Here is an 18,052-nt window from a genome sequence, read left to right as displayed (position 1 = left end):
TGGCGATGAGCGCACAGGATCTGGAGCTTCGGGAGGCCGCCCGTTCATGGGCGATACGCGTCCAGGAGACGGCGTTCGACGATTGGGACGGCTTCACGTCCTGGCTCGAGCGCGATCCGTCGCATCTTCCTGCCTATGAGGCGGCGCTCGCCGACGAAGCCTGGGCAATCGACTTGCTGTCGTCGGCACCCGCGGTTCCTGCGCCAGAGGCGCAGCCGCGGCGGCGCTGGTGGGTTGCCGGCAGTGCGGCGGCCGCGGCGGCTGTTGCGGTGATCGGCGGCTGGGCAGTGCTCGACCGCGATGCTCCGGCCCAGCAGATCGCGACCGTGCCGGGCGAGCACCGCACGATCGATCTCGCCGATGGGACCAGGCTGGCGCTAAACGGGTCGACGCGGGTGACGATCGATCCCGATACGCCACGGCAAGTGGTGCTGGAGCGGGGCGAGGCCCGGTTCGAGGTCCGGCACGACGCAAGCGATCCCTTCGTCGTGCTGTCGGGTGGAACCCGGCTCGTCGATGCGGGGACGATCTTCAACGTGGTGCAGGACGGCGACACGATCGAAGTCGGCGTTGCGGAAGGCGCGGTGATCTACCAGCCCGGCACAGGCGAAGTGCGGCTTGCCCCTGGTGATACGCTGCGGCGTTCGGGCAAGGACGCGAAGCCGGTGCTCGGGCGCGCGAACCCGCAGACGATCGGCAGCTGGGCATCGGGCGAGTTGCAATATGACGAGCCTTCGCTGGACGAGGTAGCGCGCGATCTGACGCGCAGCCTGGGCAGGCCGGTGCGGACCACGCGGGGCGCGGAGCGGATTTCCTTCACGGGGACGCTGATGCTGCGGGGCACGCCGGAGGAAGTGCTGGCGCGCGCGGAGCCGCTGCTCGGCGTGAAATTCACTGCAAATGGGGAAGGATGGACGATGTCCCCGGCCCATGGTCCGCCCCGCTAGCCCGCTCGCCCTGATTTGCCTGATAGTGACGTCTCCCGCGCTTGCGCAGGAGCGAGCGGCCGAAATCGACATCGGCACATCGCGGCTCGATGCCGCGATCAAACGGCTGAGCCGCCAGACGGGAGCCAGCATCGGCTTTCGCGATGCGAAGCTGGCCAGCACCCCGGTACGCCCGGTGCGAGGGCGGTTCACTGCCTCGCAGGCGCTCGAGCGGATGCTGCTCGGGACGACCGTTCGCGCGCGTCGTGTCGCGCCGGCAACCTATCTGGTCGAACGCTTCGTCGCGCCCAAGGTCGCCAGCCGCCCACGTCCGACGCCGAGACCGGTGGCACAGGCGGAAAGCCCGCCCTCGACGGAAGACATCGTAGTTACCGCGACCAAGCGTGACATTCCGCTCGGATCCTATCCGGGCGGGGTCCAGATCGTCGACGGTTCCGCGCTTTCCGCGGCGGAGGGGCTGCGTGGCACCGAAGCCATCGAGGCGCGGATCGCCAGCGTGGCTTCGACTCATCTCGGCCCCGGCCGCAACAAGCTCTTCATCCGCGGCATCGCCGATTCGAGCTTTGTCGGTCCGACCCAATCGACCGTCGGCCAATATTGGGGAAACAGCCGGATCACCTATAGCGCACCCGATCCCAATCTCCGGCTCTACGACGTGCAGAGCATCGAGGTGCTGGAAGGGCCGCAAGGCACGCTCTACGGCGCCGGATCGCTGGGCGGCGTGGTGCGCGTCGTGCCGCGTTCGCCCGATCTGCGAAACTTCGAGGGCGCGGCGTGGGGCGGCGCGATGGCGGTCCAGCACGGCCAGCCCGGCATCGATGGCGGCGCCATTCTCAACATCCCGCTGAAGGAGGACGTGATTGGCCTGCGCGCGCTCGCCTTCGGATCGGTGGAGGGCGGCTATATCGACGATGTCTATCGCGGGCTCAGGGACGTCAACCGGGTTCGCACCTTGGGCGGGCGCGCGGGCCTGCGCGTCGATCCGGGCGACGACTGGACGATCGACCTCAACGCAGTGGGACAGCGTATCGACGGCGACGACAGCCAATATGCCGAGCGCGCCGTCGGCGAGCTCGACCGGGCGAGCGGCATCGCCCAGCCGTTCCGCAACGACTATTGGCTGACCGATCTGGTCACGCGGAAGAACTGGGGATCGCTCGAACTGACCGCGTCGCTGGGCTATGCTGGCCAATATGTGTTCGAGCGATTCGAGGGGCCGGTGCTCGCCGATCCCGGCAATCCCGCTGTGGGGCCCACGTTGAATGCGAGCGTCGCCGCTGCGGCCTACACGCAAGCCAATCGCATTTCGATGGTCACCGGCGAGGTGCGGCTCGCCCGTCGCGGGGAGAATGGGACCGGGTGGCTGATCGCCGCCAGCCTGCTGCACAACCGCGCCGAGACGAACCGCCGCATGGAGGCCTTGCCCTTCGGCACGCCGCTCACCGGCGTCAACAACCAGGTCGAGGAGGCGACGCTTTACGGCGAGGGCACCGTCGAACCGCTCGATCGCTTCACGCTGACTCTGGGCGGCAGGCTGACGCATGCCCGGCTGTCGGGCAGCTCGGAGGATGTCGCCGAGGCGCTCGCCTTCCGCGTCGATCCCGGTGCACGTGCCTCGCGCTCCGAGACGCGCCTCTTGCCTTCGCTCGCCGCGGCATATCGCGCGACGGACCGGCTGACATTGTTCGCGCGCTACCAGCAGGGTTTTCGGCCCGGCGGCATCGCCGTTCGCCGCGAGTTCATTCAGCGCTTCGCCGGCGATCGCGTCTCGACGCTGGAGGCGGGCGCGCGCTATCGCAGTCCGACACTCGATCTCTCGGTCAGCGCATCCGCGACGCACTGGACCGACATCCAGGCCGATCTGGTCGATGGCTTCGGTTTCCCGACCACAGCCAATGCCGGCGATGGCCGCGTCTTCTCGATCGGTATGGTCTCGCGTTGGCGCCCGGTCGTGGGGCTGGAGCTGGACGCTGCGCTCTATCTCAACGACAGCAGGGTCACGGAACGCACCCTGGTGGCGCTGCCGCTAGAAGATGTCGCCGCGGCAACAGAGATGGAACGCCTGCCCAACGTGGCGGATGCTACCGGCAGGGTCGGCATCGCCTATACGCGATCGCTCGGGGACGGGGTCGATCTCGTTGCCAACGGCTATGCCCGCTATGTCGGCAAGTCGACGCTCGGGATCGGTCCGATCCTCGGGCGGCTGCAGGGCGACTATGTCGATACAGGCTTCGAAGTGCGCGTCGGCGAGGCGCACCGCGGTGTGAGCCTGGCGCTTACCAATCTGCTCGACGCGCGCGGCAATCGCTTCGCGCTCGGCTCCCCTTTTCTGGTTCGGGATCGCGACCAGACCACGCCGCTGCGGCCGCGCAGCATAAGGCTTGGCTTCGACCTGGGATTCTGACGCCGGGCGGGGTGATACGCCTGCAAACGCCCGCTCGACACGTGATCCGCAGCCGACCCTGGCGTTCACGCCATCCGAGTGCCCGGGAGTTGCTGCGACGTTGCAGCCGCATGTCTGAAATATTTCCGGGAAACAAGCCGCCCCACCTTCTCCCCCCTATAATTTGAAAACGAGTGGGATCTTAAAGAAGCGATGGGGGTGAAATCGTGAAATTGCGTTATTCTTTGCTGGCTTTCTCGGCAATCGTAAGCGTGCAGCCGGCCGTGGCTCAAATATCCGGCGAAACCTTGCCCGCGGCGAATAGTGAAGATTCCGCGCAACGCGATTCCGATACGACGTCGAAGGCGGCTCCCGCGCAGGAAGTTTTCTCGACCGGTGTCGCCAAGGGCCGGGACCGGCTGGACAGCGCGACTTCGACCAGCGCGCTCAAGGGCAGCGAGGCCGAAAAGCTCGGGCCTCGGCCGCTAGCCGATATCTTGCGGGCGATGCCGGGCCTCCGCGTCGAATCCGGCATCGGTGAAGGCAATGCGAACTACACCGTTCGGGGTCTGCCGCTTGCGGCGGGCGGCTCCAAATATATGCAGATCCAGGAGGACGGTCTCCCCGTCGTCGAATTCGGCGATTTCTTCAATTTCGCCGCCGACGTGTTCTCGCGCGCTGATTTCAATCTGGCGCAGATCGAGACGATCCGCGGCGGCTCGGCTTCGACTTTCGCGTCGAACTCGCCCGGCGGCCTCATCAACCTCATCTCGAAGACCGGAGAGGTCGAGGGCGGCGCTGCCCAGTTCACCAAGGGCCTCGATTATGGCGAGAACCGCTTCGACATGGATTACGGCGCGAAACTGAGCGACAGCTTGCGGTTCCATGTCGGCGGCTTCTATCGTTGGGGTGAAGGCCCGCGCGATATCGGCTTCACCGGCTATCGGGGTGGCCAGATCAAGCTGAACATCACGAAGCAGTTCGCGAACGGATATATCCGTCTGCACGGCAAATATCTGAACGATCGTTCGCCGACTTTCGCGCCCTATTTCTTCAGCCTGACCGGCACCAACGACGATCCGGTGATCGCCAACCTGCCGAACTTCGACATCCGCAAGGATTCGGTGCTTTCGCCGAATATCGGCCCGGTCGTGACGCTCGACGGGAAGAACCAACTGGCGCGCTTCGCACTCGCGAACGGTATGCATCCGGTCTCGAAGTCCGTGGGGGTCGAGGCGCAGTTCGAGTTCGGCGGCTGGACCTTCACCGACCGTGCGCGCTATTCGGCAAATTCGGGCGATTTCCTTCGCGTATTCCCCAACACCGCCGACACCGTTGCGGCCTTTTCCGCCTCGCTTGCAGGTGCCGGCGCGCGGGCAACTTATGCGACGGGCCCCAATGCCGGACAGATCGTTCCCGCGAACGCCAATGGCAACGGCCTGCTCGCGCTCTTCTATATGGCCGAGACCCGGGCGCGTAATCTCGACAACTTCACCAATGATTTCCGCGCGACTCGCATTGCCCGGATCGGAGACGGCAACCTCACCGTCACCGGCGGCCTCTACAAGGCGATTCAGAAGCTGCGTTCCGAATGGCTGCACTCGTCCTTCGTCGCCGATGTCGCCGGTGACGCTGGGACCGCGATGGTGGACCTGACGAGCGCCGCGGGCGCTCCCCAGACCAATGGCGGCTATTATGCCTATGGGCGTGGCCGTACCAGCAAGTTCCGGCGCATTTTCGACGTCAAGTACGACATCACCGCGCCTTATGGCTCGATCAACTATCATGTCGGCAAGATCGCGATCGGCGGCAGCCTGCGCTACGATGTCGGCCGCGTGCGCGGCTCGCTCTTCGGCGCGGACCTGGGTGGTGGCCGTGTCGGCCTGATCTCTTACGATATCACTGGCGACGGCGTCTTGACTGCGCCCGAGCGCAGCGTCGCCTATCTGCCGCTCTCCCAGCCGGCACCGGTGCATTATGATTACGCCTATCTCAGCTATTCGGCGGGCGTGAACTATCGCATCGCCGAGCCGCTCTCGTTCTTCGCCCGCTATAGCCGCGGTGCGCGTGCCAACGCGGACAAGATCCTGTTCACGCCGGTGGTCAGCACCGCGGACGGCGGTGTCACCAACGACGAGGACAAGTATGACGAGGTGCGTCAGCTCGAAGGCGGCATGAAGTTCCGCAAGGCAGGCGCCACGCTGAATGCCACCGCCTTCCTCGCTTTTGCAGACGATCACAACGTGCTCAACGGCTCGGCGAACCAGACCATCCGGGCTTATCGCGCCCATGGTCTCGAGCTGGAGGGCGGTTACCGCCAAGGGCCATTCAGCCTTACTGCCGGCGCCACCTACACCAAGGCGAAGATAACCGAGGACAAGCTCGACCCGACCCTGACCGGGAAGGAACCGCGTCACCAGCCTTCCTGGACGTGGCAAGCAACGCCGCAGTTCGAAACCGGCCAATTCACGGTCGGTGCCAACGTGATCGGCATCACCAGCAGCTATGCGCAAGACAGCAACCTGTTGAAGATGCCGGGCTTCACTGTGGTGAATGGCTTCGTCCAGTTCCGCCCCGCCGACCGCGTGCAGCTCATGGTGAACGCGGCCAACCTGTTCAACACCACCGGCTTCTTCGAGATCTCGCAGAGCTCGGTGCCGGCGAACGGTCTCGGTTCGGGCCGCGCCGTCAACGGCCGGACCGTCTCGGCTTCGCTACGATACAATTTCTGACCTGACCCGCGGCGCGTGTTCCGAAAGGAGCACGCGCCGTCGTCATGGGAGGGGGAGACTCTGAGAGACGGCGGTGTTGTTCGGGGCGTGCCGTTGACGTTGTTGCGACGGCGATGCAATAGGTTTCGCCGTGACGCCCTCATGGAAGGCCAGTCCGGGCGTCTTCGACTATCGCTGCCGAAAGCCGAATGTGCGCATGAAATGTTGAATGGCGGCGGCCTCATTCCACTGTTCACGGAACTGCGCCCGGCTTTGTCGCGCTTTCTCCAGACTCGCGGGGCCTCGCCCGACGAAGCGGAGGACATTCTCCAGGACGTGTACATCAAGCTGCTGGCCGAGCGCCCCGGACCCGTCGCGCAGCCGCGCGCCTATCTCTACAAGATGGCCAACAATCACTTCCTGCTGCATCGCCGTACCGCCGGCCGGCGCGAGCGTCGCGAGGAGGATTGGGCAGGCGTGCATGGCGGCAGCGGAGAGATCGACGATCAGCCTTCGGTCGAGACCGAGCTCATCGCGCGGGAGCAGCTCGCGATCCTGCAGCGGATTCTGGACGGCCTGCCGGAACGGACGCGAATCATCTTTCGCCGCTTCCGGATCGACGGGGAGCCGCAGCGCGTGATCGCCGGCGAACTCGGCATCAGCATCAGCGCAGTCGAGAAGCATCTCGCGCGCGCCTATCAGGCAATCGCTGCCGCGAAGCTTCGGCTGAATGAGGATCATGCCGATCGGCGGAGTCTCACAGGGGAAAGAGGCCGCCATGCCAGCTGAGACGCCGGACAGCATCGATGCGCGCGCCATCGAGTGGCACATAAGGCTGCGCGACGGCGACGACGCAATTTGGGAGGGATTCGCCGAATGGCTCGCGGAGGATCCGCGCCACGCTGCCGCCTATGGCGCGATCGAGCAGGCCGATCTCGCGCTCGAACCGCTGCTGCCGCATGTGATCGTCCGTGAGGCGGCCAACGATGCCGAGGAGCAGCCGGCGGCACCGGCGCGCCGCGCTTGGCGCTGGGCCGCAGCCGGCGGCGCAGTCGCCGCCTCGGCCGTCGCGGCCGTGCTGATGCTGCCGCGGGCGGAATCGAGCCGCTACGAAGTCGCCACGCGACCCGGCCAGCGGCAGGTGGTCCAGCTCGATCCGGCGACGCAGGTTACGCTGAACGGGGCGACGCGCATGACCTTTGATCGCAAGGACCCGCGCTTCGCTTCGCTGGCCAAAGGGGAGGCGCTCTTCCTGGTCCGGCACGATAGCGCCCGGCCCTTCCGCCTCGAAGTCGGCGGCAATATCGTCGAGGACGTGGGGACGGTGTTCAATGTCGTCCGCGAGACCGGCGAAGTCCGGGTCGCGGTTGCCGAAGGGAAGATCGTCTACAATCCCGGCCGGAATGCAGTTTCCCTGAACGCCGGTCAGGCATTGGTGGATCGGGACGCCTCGGACGTCGTCGACGTAACGCGCATTCCGGCCGAGCGGGTCGGCTCTTGGAAGAGCGGATCGCTCGTCTATTCGGCCGCCCCCCTGTCGCAGGTCGCGGCGGATCTGAGCCGCGCGATGGACGTGCCCGTCATTGCAGCGTCCGGCATTGCCGATCGACCGTTTTCGGGAACGATCGCGTTGGATGGCAGCGGCCCCGATCAGTTGCAGCGGCTGCAGCTTGCGCTGAACGTGCGCCTCGAGAAAGAAGCGGGCGGGTGGATCATGAAACCGGTCGGCGGTGCGGGGCGATAAGCGGGCGGCGGCTGTCGTCGCGATCGCGTTCGGCCTCGGCGCGGCCGATGTCGCCCAGGCCGAGATGTTCAACATCGCGCCGGGTCCACTCGGCGAAGTCGCGGCCGCCATCGGAGCGAAAGCGGGGATCACCGTCGCCGTCACCGATCCGGAACTCGCGGGCCGCCTTTCGCCGGGAGTGCGCGGCAAGTTTTCCGCCCGCGCCGCGCTCGACCGGGCGTTGCAGGGAACGGGCGCCGAGGCCGTGTTCTACGACAAGGTCACCGTCAGGATCATACGGGCGCGGGTGAAGCTCCGTCCGGTCCGGCAGAAGCCGGCCATCGTCGAAACGCCCGATCCGCCCGCCGAGCCGGAAGAGATCGTCGTTACCGCTAGCAAGCAGAACATGCTGATCGACAATTATCCGGGGTCGGCCAAGATAATCGATTTCGAGCGGGCCTGGCTTTCGCGCAACGGATCGCGAGGAACGGCCGCGCTCACCGATACGCTGCCGACGCTCAGCTCGACCAATCTCGGCCGCGGGCGCAACAAGCTCTATGTGCGCGGAATCTCCGACAGCAGCTTCAATGGCCCCACCCAGGCGACCGTGGGGCAATATTGGGGTGACGCGCGGCTCAACTACAATGCGCCGGATCCCGACCTCAATCTCTATGACCTGAAGCGCGTGGAGATACTCGCCGGCCCGCAGGGCACACTGTACGGCGCCGGCTCGCTGGGAGGGGTGGTGCGGCTCGTCCCCAACCTCCCCGACAGCACGGAGACTTATGCGACTGCGTCCATCGGGGCCAGCGCGACGCGCTTCGGCGGAACAGGGGGAGACGTCGCCGCGATGCTCAATCTGCCGCTCGCCAAGGGCCGGATGGCGCTGCGTCTCGTCGTCTACGGCACGCGCGAGCCCGGCTATATCGACGATCCCTCGCGCAATCTGCGCGACATCAACGACAGCCTGAGCTTCGGCCAGCGTCTGACGTTCCGCGTGGAAGATCTGGCGGGATGGACAGTCGATCTCGGGTCGGTGGTCCAGAATATCGGGACTGCGGACGGGCAATATACGTTGCGCGGCGATCCGCCGCTCGAACGCAGCAATGCCCTCGCGCAGCCGTTCCGCAACGATTACCGCCTCGCTTATGTCACCGCGCGGCGCCCGGTGTTCGGAAGCAGCGAACTCGTCACCACGACATCGTTCGTCTGGCACGATCTGGTAACGGTGTTCGATGCGACCGGCTCCGACGGCACGGCATCGCCCCGGCGCTTCGAAGAGAAGAACAATATCGCGCTCCTTTCGAACGAGACGCGGCTTTCGGGCGGCGGGCGGCGAACCCCTTGGGTAGCCGGCATGTCGGGGATCTACAGCGTGAGCCGTCTCTCGCGCTTCCTGGGGTCTCCCGACAATCCCGGCCAGATCGCGGGCGTACGCAATCGGCAAGTGGAGTTCTCCGTCTTCGGACAAGCCTCTTATCCGATTGCTTCGTCATTGACGGTGACCGGCGGGGGGCGACTGACCGTCTCGGATGGCGCGGGGAAGCTGCTCGACGACGTTCGCGGCGGAGGCGAGGAATCGTCGCGCCCGCGGATGCGCTTTGCGTGGAGCGCCGCGCTCGATTGGCACATGAACTCTTCGCTGTCGGCCTTCCTCCATTATCAGCCGGGGTTTCGTCCCGGCGGCTTTGCGGTGGCATCCGGATCGGCCACGCGAAGCCAGCAGTTCGAGGCCGATGATCTGAGTGAAGTTGAGCTCGGCATTCGCTGGCGAGATACTGCCAGGGACCGATTGTCCGTCCGCGCCGCCGCCTTCGCGGTGGATTGGAATCATGTTCAGGCAGATCTCGTGGACCGCTCCGGCCTTCCCGTCACCGCCAATATCGGCAACGGCAGAATCTATGGGCTCGACCTCGATGTCACGTGGCGCGCCTCGCCGGTCTGGACGCTGACGACTTCCGGCTTCTTCAACTACAGCAACTTGACTGGAGCGGATTCGGCGGCCGCGAACGCAGCTGCGATCACGCTGCCGAACATCCCGAGGGACGGAGTGCGGATCGGCAGCCAGTGGCGGTTCGAGCTGGCGCACGAAGTCACGCTGACGGGCGAGGCTTCGGCGCATTATGTCGGCCAATCGCATCTGGGCGCGACTCCGCCTCTGGACGTGAGACAAGGGCAGTATGTCACCGGCGCGATCGGCGCCCGGCTCGATTTCGCCCGCTTCGGCATCTCGCTGGACATTTCCAACATCGGTGACGCGCGCGCGAACACCTTCGCGTTCGGAAATCCCTTTGGGCTGAGCCGCCAGAACCAGGTTACGCCCTTGCGGCCCCGGACGGTCCGGCTGGGATTCGACGCGCGCTTCTGAGCGCGCACAAGGTGTAAGCGCCTTTCGCATTTCGGCACCACGCCTTCTCATTTTTTTGGTGAGGGTCCTCCAACCTGTCGGTGTCTCAGGGCAGGAAGGAGAAAGCCCTGATGTCCGAAGAATTGACGCCGCTCGAAAGGGCGGTGATCGCCTTGTCGCGCAAGGATCCGGTCTCGAGCCTGCGGTCCGGAAGCCGCAAGCGTGGCTGGATCCTCGGATTGCCGACCGGCCCCCTGCCGCTCGCCAATCCGCGGCTCGAGGCGTTGCGCCGCTATGCGATCCTCTGCCGGGTCCACGGAGCTGCCCGGGTCGAGGCCGAGCGTGAGCGGCTCGGCGAAGCCGGCTTCGGCTCCCGGAAAATCGAGGAGATCGACGATCTCGTCGATCCGTCGCGGCAGCACCGGCGCGCCCGGCCCAGGGCCGAGAGGAATCACTTCATCTTCGACGGAAGCTGCTTCCCGGCGATTCGCTGGAACTGAACTCATAGAAACACTCAATTGGTGGGATTATCCATGAACTTTACAAAGATGATGTGCGGTGGCGTTGCGGCGATCATGGCCGTGCCGCTGTTCTTCTGGTCCGACGCGGCGTTGGCGCAAGCGACGATTCCGGCCGAGGCGGAGGCCGCGGTGCCGGTCCAATTCGAAGGGGCCGGGAACGGGGAAGGCGGCGATCATATCTCGATCGGCATCGGCGGGGCCTATATGCCGGCATATCAGGGAGCGAAGAAATACCGCTTCCAGCCGCTACCGGCGATCGACATCCAGTTCGACCGCTTCTTCGTCAATTTTCAGGACGGCATCGGCGCCAACCTCTTCGACAGCGAGAGCGTGACGGTGGGCGTCGGCCTCACGCCCGCAGTCGGGTATCGTGCGAAGGATGCGCCGCCGGGCATCGGCAAGCTTTCGCTGGGGCTCGGCGCGCGCGGGTTCGTGAAGCTTCGCCAGTTCGGGTTCGAGGCCACGCTCGGCACCACCAAGATTTTCGCCGGCAGCACCAAGGGCTTCCTCGTCGACGCGAGCCTGTCCCACCCGGTGATGATCAGCGAGAAGCTGACGCTCAATCCGTCGATCGGGACGACCTATGGCGACCGGAAGCACAACAACCGCTATTTCGGGGTGACCGCGCAACAATCGCTGGCATCGGGGCTCCCGCAATTTCGCGCGGGCAGCGGCTTCATCGATGCGAAGGCGGATCTCGGCCTGCAATATCGCCTGACCGATCGGATCGGCGTGGGCGTCGTCGGTGGTGTCACCAGGCTGTTGGGCGACGTCAAGGATAGCCCGATCGTCAAGCGGAAGACGCAGCCCTACGGCATCGCCTTCGTCAGCTACAACTTCTGAAGCGGCTGCCGGAGCGCCTCCGTTCTCCCTCGCGGGGGCGCCCCAGTCGTCGGTTGAGCGCCCCCGCATTCGCGAAGCATCGCCTCCAGACAGGAAGACCACGAACTTGGCTGCCAAAGGCGGAGTGCTGCTTTTTTGCCGGGCGCTGCTCTGGTTCGCCGCGCTGATCGTGCTCATCAAGATCGCGATGTCGGTCGCACGCGAACTGCGCTCCGCGGGGCTTGGTGTGATGGCGGCAGGCCTGACATTGCTCCTCGCCATTGCGTTCTGGAGTTCGCTCCCTTCGCGACGACGGTGAAGGGGCTCCAGCGCTTGCCGCCGTTTCGCCGCAGGCGCTGGTCTTGGTCGGGATTATCGTTACAGGTCCCGCGCAATGTCGCGGCTCGGCCAGCATCTCGAAGATCTTGAACGGCTGGAAGCGCTCGGGCGCCTCCGGACCCTCCGGCCGCGTCTGGGCGTGGATTTCGCCTCGAACGATTATCTGGCGCTCGGCACCGCTTCGCGCCTCGCGGAAGCGGTGCAAGACGCGATCGCGCGCGGCGTGCCCGTCGGCTCGGGGGGATCCCGGCTGCTGCGCGGCAACGACCCCGAGCACGCAATGCTCGAGGCCGAGGCCGCGGCGTTCTTGGGGGCGGAGGCGGCGTTGTTCTTCTCGAGCGGCTATGCGGCAAATGTCGCGGCCTTCGCCGCGCTTCCGCAACGCGGCGACCTCCTGGTCTACGACGCGCTCATTCATGCGAGCGCCCATGACGGCATGCGGCTTGGACGCGCTGAAACGATCGGCGTCGCGCATAACGATGCCGGTGCGTTCGAGGATGCGATAGCGGACTGGCGCCGGCGCGGCGGAACGGGGCGGGCGTGGATCGCGGTGGAGAGCCTCTACTCGATGGACGGCGATCGCGCGCCGCTCGCCGATCTCGTCGGCATCGCCGGACGGCATGACGCTTTCCTGCTCATCGACGAGGCGCATGCGACCGGGGTGTTCGGCCAGGACGGTTCGGGGCTCGCCGGTGACCTCCACGGGGCGGACAACATCGTCACGCTCCATACCTGCGGCAAGGCGCTGGGGTGCGAGGGCGCCTTGCTTTGCCTGCCGGCGACGTTGCGCGACTTCATGGTCAATCGCGCACGTCCATTCATCTTCTCGACCGCGCCTTCACCCTTGATGGCGGCCGCGGTCCGCGAGGCATTGCGTTGCCTTGTCGACGAGCCCGGGCGCCGCGCCGCGCTCCGCGCGCTTGTCGCGCACGCCGAGCGCGCCCTGGCCGTCTGCGGCGTCCGGCCGACAGGCAGCCAGATCCTGCCCCTGATCGTCGGCGACGACGCGCCCGCCATGGCGCTCGCCGCTGCGCTGCAGGGCCAGGGTTTCGACGTTCGTGGCATTCGCCCACCGACAGTGCCGGCTGGCACCGCGCGGCTGCGCATCTCGCTGACGCTCAATGCGACCCTTGCGGATGTCGATGCGCTCGCCGCGGCCATCGCAGCGGTGCAATGACGGGCCGGCGCGATCTCGTCGTCACCGGCACCGATACCGATGTCGGCAAGACCGTGTTCGCGGCCGGCCTCGCCGCCGCGACGGGAGCGACTTACTGGAAACCGATCCAGGCCGGGCTCGACGATGGCGGCGACAGCGCCCGCGTGGCCGCGCTCGGCGTGAAATCGGTGCTGCCCGAAGCCTATCGCCTGAGTACGCCTTGCTCGCCGCATCGTGCGGCATCGCTCGATGGTGTTTGCATCGATGCAGAGAGACTGGCGCTCCCTTTACTCGATGGACCGCTCGTGGTCGAAGGGGCGGGGGGCGTTCTCGTCCCCATCCGCGACGACTTGCTCTATGCGGATCTGTTCGCGCGGTGGCGGGCTCCCGTGGTGCTCGTCGCGCGCACCGCGCTCGGGACGATCAACCATAGCCTCCTCTCGATCGAAGCGCTGCGCGCACGCCACGTCCCGATCCTCGGAGTCGCCTTTGTGGGGCCATCGGTGCCCGACAGCGAGGAGACGATCGCGCGCATCGGGCGCGTGCGGCGGCTGGGCCGCCTGCCATGGCTGGATCCGCTCGATGCCGCGACGTTGGCGGCGGCATTTGCCGGCGCCTTCGATATCGAGGAATTCGTGTGAGCGATTCCGCCATCTGGCATCCGTTCACCCAGCATGGTCTCGGCGAACCGATCCCCGAAGTGGTGCGCGCCGAGGGTGCGGTGCTCCATACCGCGGACGGACGGCGGATCGTCGATGCCATTTCCTCCTGGTGGGTCACGACGCATGGCCATTGTCACCCCGCCATCATGGCGGCGATCCGGGAAGCCGCGGGGCAGCTCGACCAGATCATCTTCGCGGGCTGGACGCACGCACCTGCCGAGGCAGTCGCGGCGGGATTGCGGGCGCTGATGCCGCCGGTGCTGACACGCGTGTTCTTTTCCGATTCCGGATCGACCAGCGTCGAGGTCGCGCTCAAGATGGCGCTCGGCTACTGGCGGAATCGCGACGAGCCCCGGCATCGCATCGTGGTGATGGCGCACAGCTATCACGGCGACACGATCGGCGCGATGTCGGTCGGCGCGCGCGGCGTGTTCAACCAGGCCTATTCCCCCTTGCTGTTCGACGTGGCGACCATCCCGTTTCCCGCGGCCGGTGCGGAGCAGGAGACGCTGGACGTGCTCGAGGCGTTCTGCCGGGAGAAACCAGCAGCGCTGATCGTCGAGCCCCTGGTGCTGGGCGCCGGCGGGATGCTGGTCTATTCGGCCCGCGCGCTCGCGGAGATGCGCAGCATCTGTTCGCGCTACGGCGTGCTGTTCATCGCCGATGAAGTGATGACCGGCTGGGGGAGGACCGGGACCTTGCTCGCCTGCGAGCAGGCCAGTGTGGTTCCGGACATTCTTTGCCTGTCCAAGGGGCTGACCGGCGGCGCGGTGCCGCTGGCGGTGACGATGGCGACCGAACCCATCTACGCCGCGCATTATGCCGACGACCGCGCGCGGATGTTCTTCCACTCGTCGAGCTACACCGCCAATCCGATCGCCTGCGCCGCGGCCGCCGCGAACATCGCGATCTGGCGCGAGGAGCCGGTGCTCGGGCGAGTCGCCGCGCTGGCCAGGGCGCAGGCCGTCCGGCTTGAGCGGCTGGCGGGTGTTCCGGGCGTGCACAATGCGCGGACCCTGGGCACGATTGCGGCGGTCGAGCTCGGTGTGGGGGAGGGGGCCTATCTCTCGGCGCTGGGGCCGCGGCTGTTGCGATTCTTCGCGGATCGCGGCCTGCTGCTGCGGCCGCTGGGCAACACCGTCTATGTGATGCCGCCTTATTGCATCGGCGATGCGGATCTCGATGCGGTCTGGGACGCGATCGGGGAAGCGGCGCGGTTTGCCTGAACCTGCCACAAATGGTGCCGGATGCAGGAATCGAACCCGCGACCTTCGGTTTACAAAACCGCTGCTCTACCAGCTGAGCTAATCCGGCATTCGCGCTCCTTTGCTTCAGGGAACGCCGAAGGTCCAGCCCTCCGTTCGTGCCAGATCGGGCGTCAGGCCGGAAGGAGCCCAAAGTTCGGGCTGCGACGCGGCGACGCGAAGCCAGGCAGCGGAGAGGATCGCGTCGGTGGCATGGTCGTCATAGCGGGGAAGCGGGGCGTGCGGCCCGGATCCGAACGCGGCGAGCATCAGGTCGAGTGTCTCGGCGTCGCGTATCTTGGAAATGCCCTTGCGCATCCCCGCGAGCCGCGCGGCTAGCGACGTGTAGATCTCCACCAGCACTGGTCCGCTTTCGGGCAGCGGATCGAACGGCCATAGCCCGATCGTGCCGCGCAGGCGGTGGAGCACGCGCATGCCCGTCAGGCTCGATTTGCCGACCTGGCTCGCTCCGACGAGGTTGAAGCAGCTGTACGGCGAGAGCCGCATCGCTTCCTGCCCGTGCTCGCACACCCGGAAGCGCCCGCGGCCGGGCGGGAACAGATCGCCGCAGTCGCCGCGCTGGCGGAAATGGCGGCGCGCGTGCGCGTGGCCGACGAAGCTGGTCGCGGCGAGATGCGGGTCCCTGGCGCTCAGATCGTCCACCAGTTTCCAGAGCGCGGGGCCGTCCGGCGGCGAAGCATCCCAACCGGGGAAATAGGCGCCCTCATCGTGGAAGGGGAAAGCGGGGGAGAGGTCGAGACCGATCAGCGCGCGGGTGCCGGCGGCGGCGAGCTGTTCGAGCCATTCGAGGATGTCCTGCCGCGACCAGCGCCGGTCGATCAGCTCGGGCGCCGCGGTGCCCGCAGCGGCATGGGCGACCGCTAGACCCCTGGGGCGCTCGACCGCCTGGCCCGACCAATCGATCGCGATGAAGCTGGTGAAGTTCAGGGCCGCTCTACTTTTCCAGCGGCGACGCGCTGCGCTCCGCTCGCCCGATCCCACCATGTCCGCGCGATCAGCAGCTTCATTCGCTCGGGCTCCGCGCTTGCGGCGTTGACCAGCACGGTCGGCCAGCCCTGATATTGCGGCGTCTGCCAGAAGGTTCCCGGATCGGTTTCCTTGAGTATCTCGATTTCCTCACGAGTGGCGCGAAGGAGGTAGGTGCCGGTTGCACGCCCCTGCGAGATGATCTGACGGCCGCGGATCTGCGGCGAGACCGAACCCTTGGCGCCCGCGCCCATCGTCACGCCCGGAAAGCCGAGCGTATAGGCGACCGCTTCCTCCCAGCCGAAGCTCACGGCCGCTCCGCCATGCCCGCGGCGACGCGCTGCGGCTTCTTCGCGCGATCCCACCAGGCGCGCTGGATGTAGAGCTCGATCCGTTCGCGGCTCACGGTGCCGTAGCGGACGAGAAGCATCGGATAATTGGCATAGTGATCGGTCTGCCAGAAGGTCTCGGGATCGGTCTCGAACAGCATCTCCTTTTCGGGATGGGTGACCATCAGCGCGAAGCTGTTTTTCTCCCGGCCAGGCGACAGGAAGCCCTTGCCGTTGATCTTCGGGCAGAGCGTGCCCCACCACGACGCCATCTCGACATCGGGGAGCGTGCGGGCGAAGGCGCAGGCGTCGTCCCAGTCCTTCACGTCTCGGCCTCCTTGTTCCCCGGCGAAGGCCGGGGCCCAGCTGCGATGTCCTTCGCGAGGTGCGTCGACCCCATTAGCCGCTCCGATACTGGGCCCCGGCCTCCGCCGGGATACAGGAGCGCGCTATCCATCGCGGCGCTTCTCGCGCATCTCGTTCCACCATGCCATGCGCTCGGCGATGCGTTTTTCCATGCCGCGATCGGTGGGGGCGTAGAAGGTCTGGGGCGTCATCTCCCCGGGCCAGTAATTGTCGCCCGAAAAGCCGTCCTCGGCGTCGTGATCGTAGGTATAGCCCTTGCCGTAGCCGATCTGCTTCATCAGCTTGGTGGGGGCGTTGAGGATGTTGGCCGGCGGCATCAGCGAGCCGGTCTCCTTCGCCGAGCGCCATGCCGCCTTTTGCGCGGCATAGGCTGCATTCGATTTGGGCGCGGTGGCGAGATAGAGGCACGCCTGCGCGATCGCGAGCTCGCCCTCGGGAGAGCCGAGAAAGTCGTACGTGTCCTTGGCGGCGATGCACTGGACCAGCGCATTCGGATCGGCGAGGCCGATATCCTCGACCGCCGCGCGCGTGAGGCGGCGCAGCACATAGAGCGGCTCCTCGCCGGCGGTGAGCATGCGGGCGAGGTAATAAAGCGCGGCCTGCGGATCGCTGCCGCGGATCGATTTGTGGAGCGCCGAGATGAGGTTGTAATGCCCCTCGCGGTCCTTGTCGTAGACCGCGACGCGGCGCTGGAGAAAGTCGCCCAGCGCGGACGGATCGAGCGGCGTCTCGAAGCTGACCGAAAAGAGCGTCTCGGCCTGGTTGAGCAGGAAGCGCCCGTCGCCATCGGCGCTGGCGACCAGCGCGTCGCGCGCCTCGGGCGTGAGGGGGAGGGGGCGTTCCTCGAGCTCCTCGGCGCGATCGAGCAGCTTGCAGAGCGCCTTGTGATCCAGCCGGTGGAGGATGAGGACCTGCGCGCGGCTGAGCAACGCGGCGTTCAATTCGAATGACGGGTTCTCGGTGGTGGCGCCGACGAGGGTGACGGTGCCGTCCTCGACATAAGGCAGGAAGCCGTCCTGCTGGGCGCGGTTGAAGCGGTGGATCTCGTCCACGAAGAGCAGGGTCTTGCGGCCGATCCGGGCATATTCGCGGGCCTCGGCGAAGACCTTCTTCAAATCGGCTACGCCCGAGAAGACCGCCGAGATCGCGACGAAGCGGAGGCCCACCGCGTCGGCGAGGAGGCGGGCGATCGTGGTCTTGCCGGTGCCGGGCGGGCCCCAGAGGATGATCGAGCTGAGCTTGCCCGCGGCGACCATCCGTCCGATCGCGCCTTCGGGGCCGGTCAGGTGCTCCTGGCCGACGACCTGATCGAGCGCCTGGGGGCGCAGGCGATCGGCCAGGGGCCCGGTGGTGGGGGCCTCGGCGGGAGCGGCTTGTTCGTCGGTGGCGAAGAGGTCGGCCATAGCTCTCAGAGATAGGCGGCCCGACGAAAGGTTACAAAAGGTTAGGCGAAAGGGCTTGCGCGGATGCTTTCAAGATATATCTTAGACGCATCACGACTCGCTAAAAAAGGAT

Annotated in this window: 16 protein-coding genes and 1 tRNA gene; 12 read left to right on the top strand and 5 right to left on the bottom strand. The window is 66.4% G+C overall.

Translation table 11 applies throughout. The annotated features are described in order from the left end of the window. Positions 1-5 precede the first annotated feature (5 nt). The 12 genes from BR78_RS0109285 to BR78_RS0109230 all read left to right on the top strand — a co-directional run bounded on the left by BR78_RS0109285 (position 6) and on the right by BR78_RS0109230 (position 14,837). Positions 6-947, top strand: coding sequence for a FecR family protein (locus BR78_RS0109285; RefSeq protein ID WP_029725331.1), 942 nt, complete (start codon positions 6-8; stop codon positions 945-947). After that, positions 931-3,351: a TonB-dependent receptor domain-containing protein gene (locus tag BR78_RS0109280; RefSeq protein ID WP_025560586.1), complete on the top strand. Its 2,421-nt coding sequence runs from the start codon at positions 931-933 to the stop codon at positions 3,349-3,351. The genes BR78_RS0109285 and BR78_RS0109280 overlap by 17 nt, the downstream gene beginning before the upstream one ends. 263 nt (positions 3,352-3,614) lie before the next feature. Continuing rightward, positions 3,615-6,062, top strand: a complete 2,448-nt coding sequence (locus BR78_RS0109275; protein WP_231478220.1) for a TonB-dependent receptor domain-containing protein — start codon at positions 3,615-3,617, stop codon at positions 6,060-6,062. A gap of 201 nt (positions 6,063-6,263) precedes the next feature. After that, positions 6,264-6,830, top strand: a complete 567-nt coding sequence (locus BR78_RS0109270; protein ID WP_049811542.1) for an RNA polymerase sigma factor — start codon at positions 6,264-6,266, stop codon at positions 6,828-6,830. Continuing rightward, complete coding sequence (locus BR78_RS0109265; protein WP_029725337.1) at positions 6,820-7,785, top strand: FecR family protein; 966 nt, start codon at positions 6,820-6,822, stop codon at positions 7,783-7,785. Before BR78_RS0109270 ends, BR78_RS0109265 begins: the two co-directional genes overlap by 11 nt. Beyond that, positions 7,772-10,132 (top strand): TonB-dependent receptor domain-containing protein, encoded by a 2,361-nt coding sequence (locus BR78_RS0109260; RefSeq protein ID WP_025560590.1) that lies wholly within the window; start codon positions 7,772-7,774, stop codon positions 10,130-10,132. Before BR78_RS0109265 ends, BR78_RS0109260 begins: the two co-directional genes overlap by 14 nt. Before the next feature lie 110 nt (positions 10,133-10,242). Next, positions 10,243-10,611: a hypothetical protein gene (locus tag BR78_RS0109255; protein WP_025560591.1), complete on the top strand. Its 369-nt coding sequence runs from the start codon at positions 10,243-10,245 to the stop codon at positions 10,609-10,611. 33 nt (positions 10,612-10,644) lie between these two features. Continuing rightward, the gene (locus tag BR78_RS0109250; protein ID WP_025560592.1) at positions 10,645-11,475 is read left to right on the top strand and encodes a MipA/OmpV family protein; all 831 of its coding nucleotides are present in this window, start codon (positions 10,645-10,647) and stop codon (positions 11,473-11,475) included. 106 nt (positions 11,476-11,581) lie between these two features. Beyond that, positions 11,582-11,773: a hypothetical protein gene (locus BR78_RS0109245; protein WP_025560593.1), complete on the top strand. Its 192-nt coding sequence runs from the start codon at positions 11,582-11,584 to the stop codon at positions 11,771-11,773. A 75-nt stretch (positions 11,774-11,848) separates the two neighbouring features. Next, complete coding sequence (locus BR78_RS0109240) at positions 11,849-12,970, top strand: 8-amino-7-oxononanoate synthase (protein WP_025560594.1); 1,122 nt, start codon at positions 11,849-11,851, stop codon at positions 12,968-12,970. Continuing rightward, positions 12,967-13,590: a dethiobiotin synthase gene (gene bioD / locus BR78_RS0109235; RefSeq protein WP_025560595.1), complete on the top strand. Its 624-nt coding sequence runs from the start codon at positions 12,967-12,969 to the stop codon at positions 13,588-13,590. Before BR78_RS0109240 ends, bioD begins: the two co-directional genes overlap by 4 nt. Beyond that, on the top strand, positions 13,587-14,837 hold the full coding sequence (locus BR78_RS0109230) for an adenosylmethionine--8-amino-7-oxononanoate transaminase (RefSeq protein ID WP_025560596.1): 1,251 nt from the start codon (positions 13,587-13,589) through the stop codon (positions 14,835-14,837). The genes bioD and BR78_RS0109230 overlap by 4 nt, the downstream gene beginning before the upstream one ends. Before the next feature lie 12 nt (positions 14,838-14,849). Here BR78_RS0109230 and BR78_RS0109225 read toward each other — a convergent pair. The 5 genes from BR78_RS0109225 to BR78_RS0109205 all read right to left on the bottom strand — a co-directional run bounded on the left by BR78_RS0109225 (position 14,850) and on the right by BR78_RS0109205 (position 17,940). Further along, positions 14,850-14,925 (bottom strand) — tRNA-Thr (locus BR78_RS0109225). A 17-nt stretch (positions 14,926-14,942) separates the two neighbouring features. Further along, positions 14,943-15,860: a hypothetical protein gene (locus BR78_RS0109220; RefSeq protein WP_231478219.1), complete on the bottom strand. Its 918-nt coding sequence runs from the start codon at positions 15,858-15,860 to the stop codon at positions 14,943-14,945. Then, positions 15,800-16,153 carry a hypothetical protein gene (locus BR78_RS0109215; RefSeq protein WP_025560598.1) on the bottom strand — a complete coding sequence of 118 codons (354 nt, stop codon included), beginning with the start codon at positions 16,151-16,153 and terminating at the stop codon, positions 15,800-15,802. Before BR78_RS0109215 ends, BR78_RS0109220 begins: the two co-directional genes overlap by 61 nt. Beyond that, the gene (locus BR78_RS0109210) at positions 16,150-16,497 is read right to left on the bottom strand and encodes an MmcQ/YjbR family DNA-binding protein (protein WP_025560600.1); all 348 of its coding nucleotides are present in this window, start codon (positions 16,495-16,497) and stop codon (positions 16,150-16,152) included. The genes BR78_RS0109215 and BR78_RS0109210 overlap by 4 nt, the downstream gene beginning before the upstream one ends. A gap of 123 nt (positions 16,498-16,620) precedes the next feature. After that, positions 16,621-17,940 carry a replication-associated recombination protein A gene (locus BR78_RS0109205; protein WP_025560601.1) on the bottom strand — a complete coding sequence of 440 codons (1,320 nt, stop codon included), beginning with the start codon at positions 17,938-17,940 and terminating at the stop codon, positions 16,621-16,623. Between the last annotated feature and the right edge of the window lie 112 nt (positions 17,941-18,052).

The sequence above is a fragment of the Sphingomonas sp. UNC305MFCol5.2 genome (assembly GCF_000712135.1).
Taxonomy (GTDB): Bacteria; Pseudomonadota; Alphaproteobacteria; order Sphingomonadales; family Sphingomonadaceae; genus Sphingomonas.
This window is presented reverse-complemented; position numbering and strand designations above follow the sequence as displayed.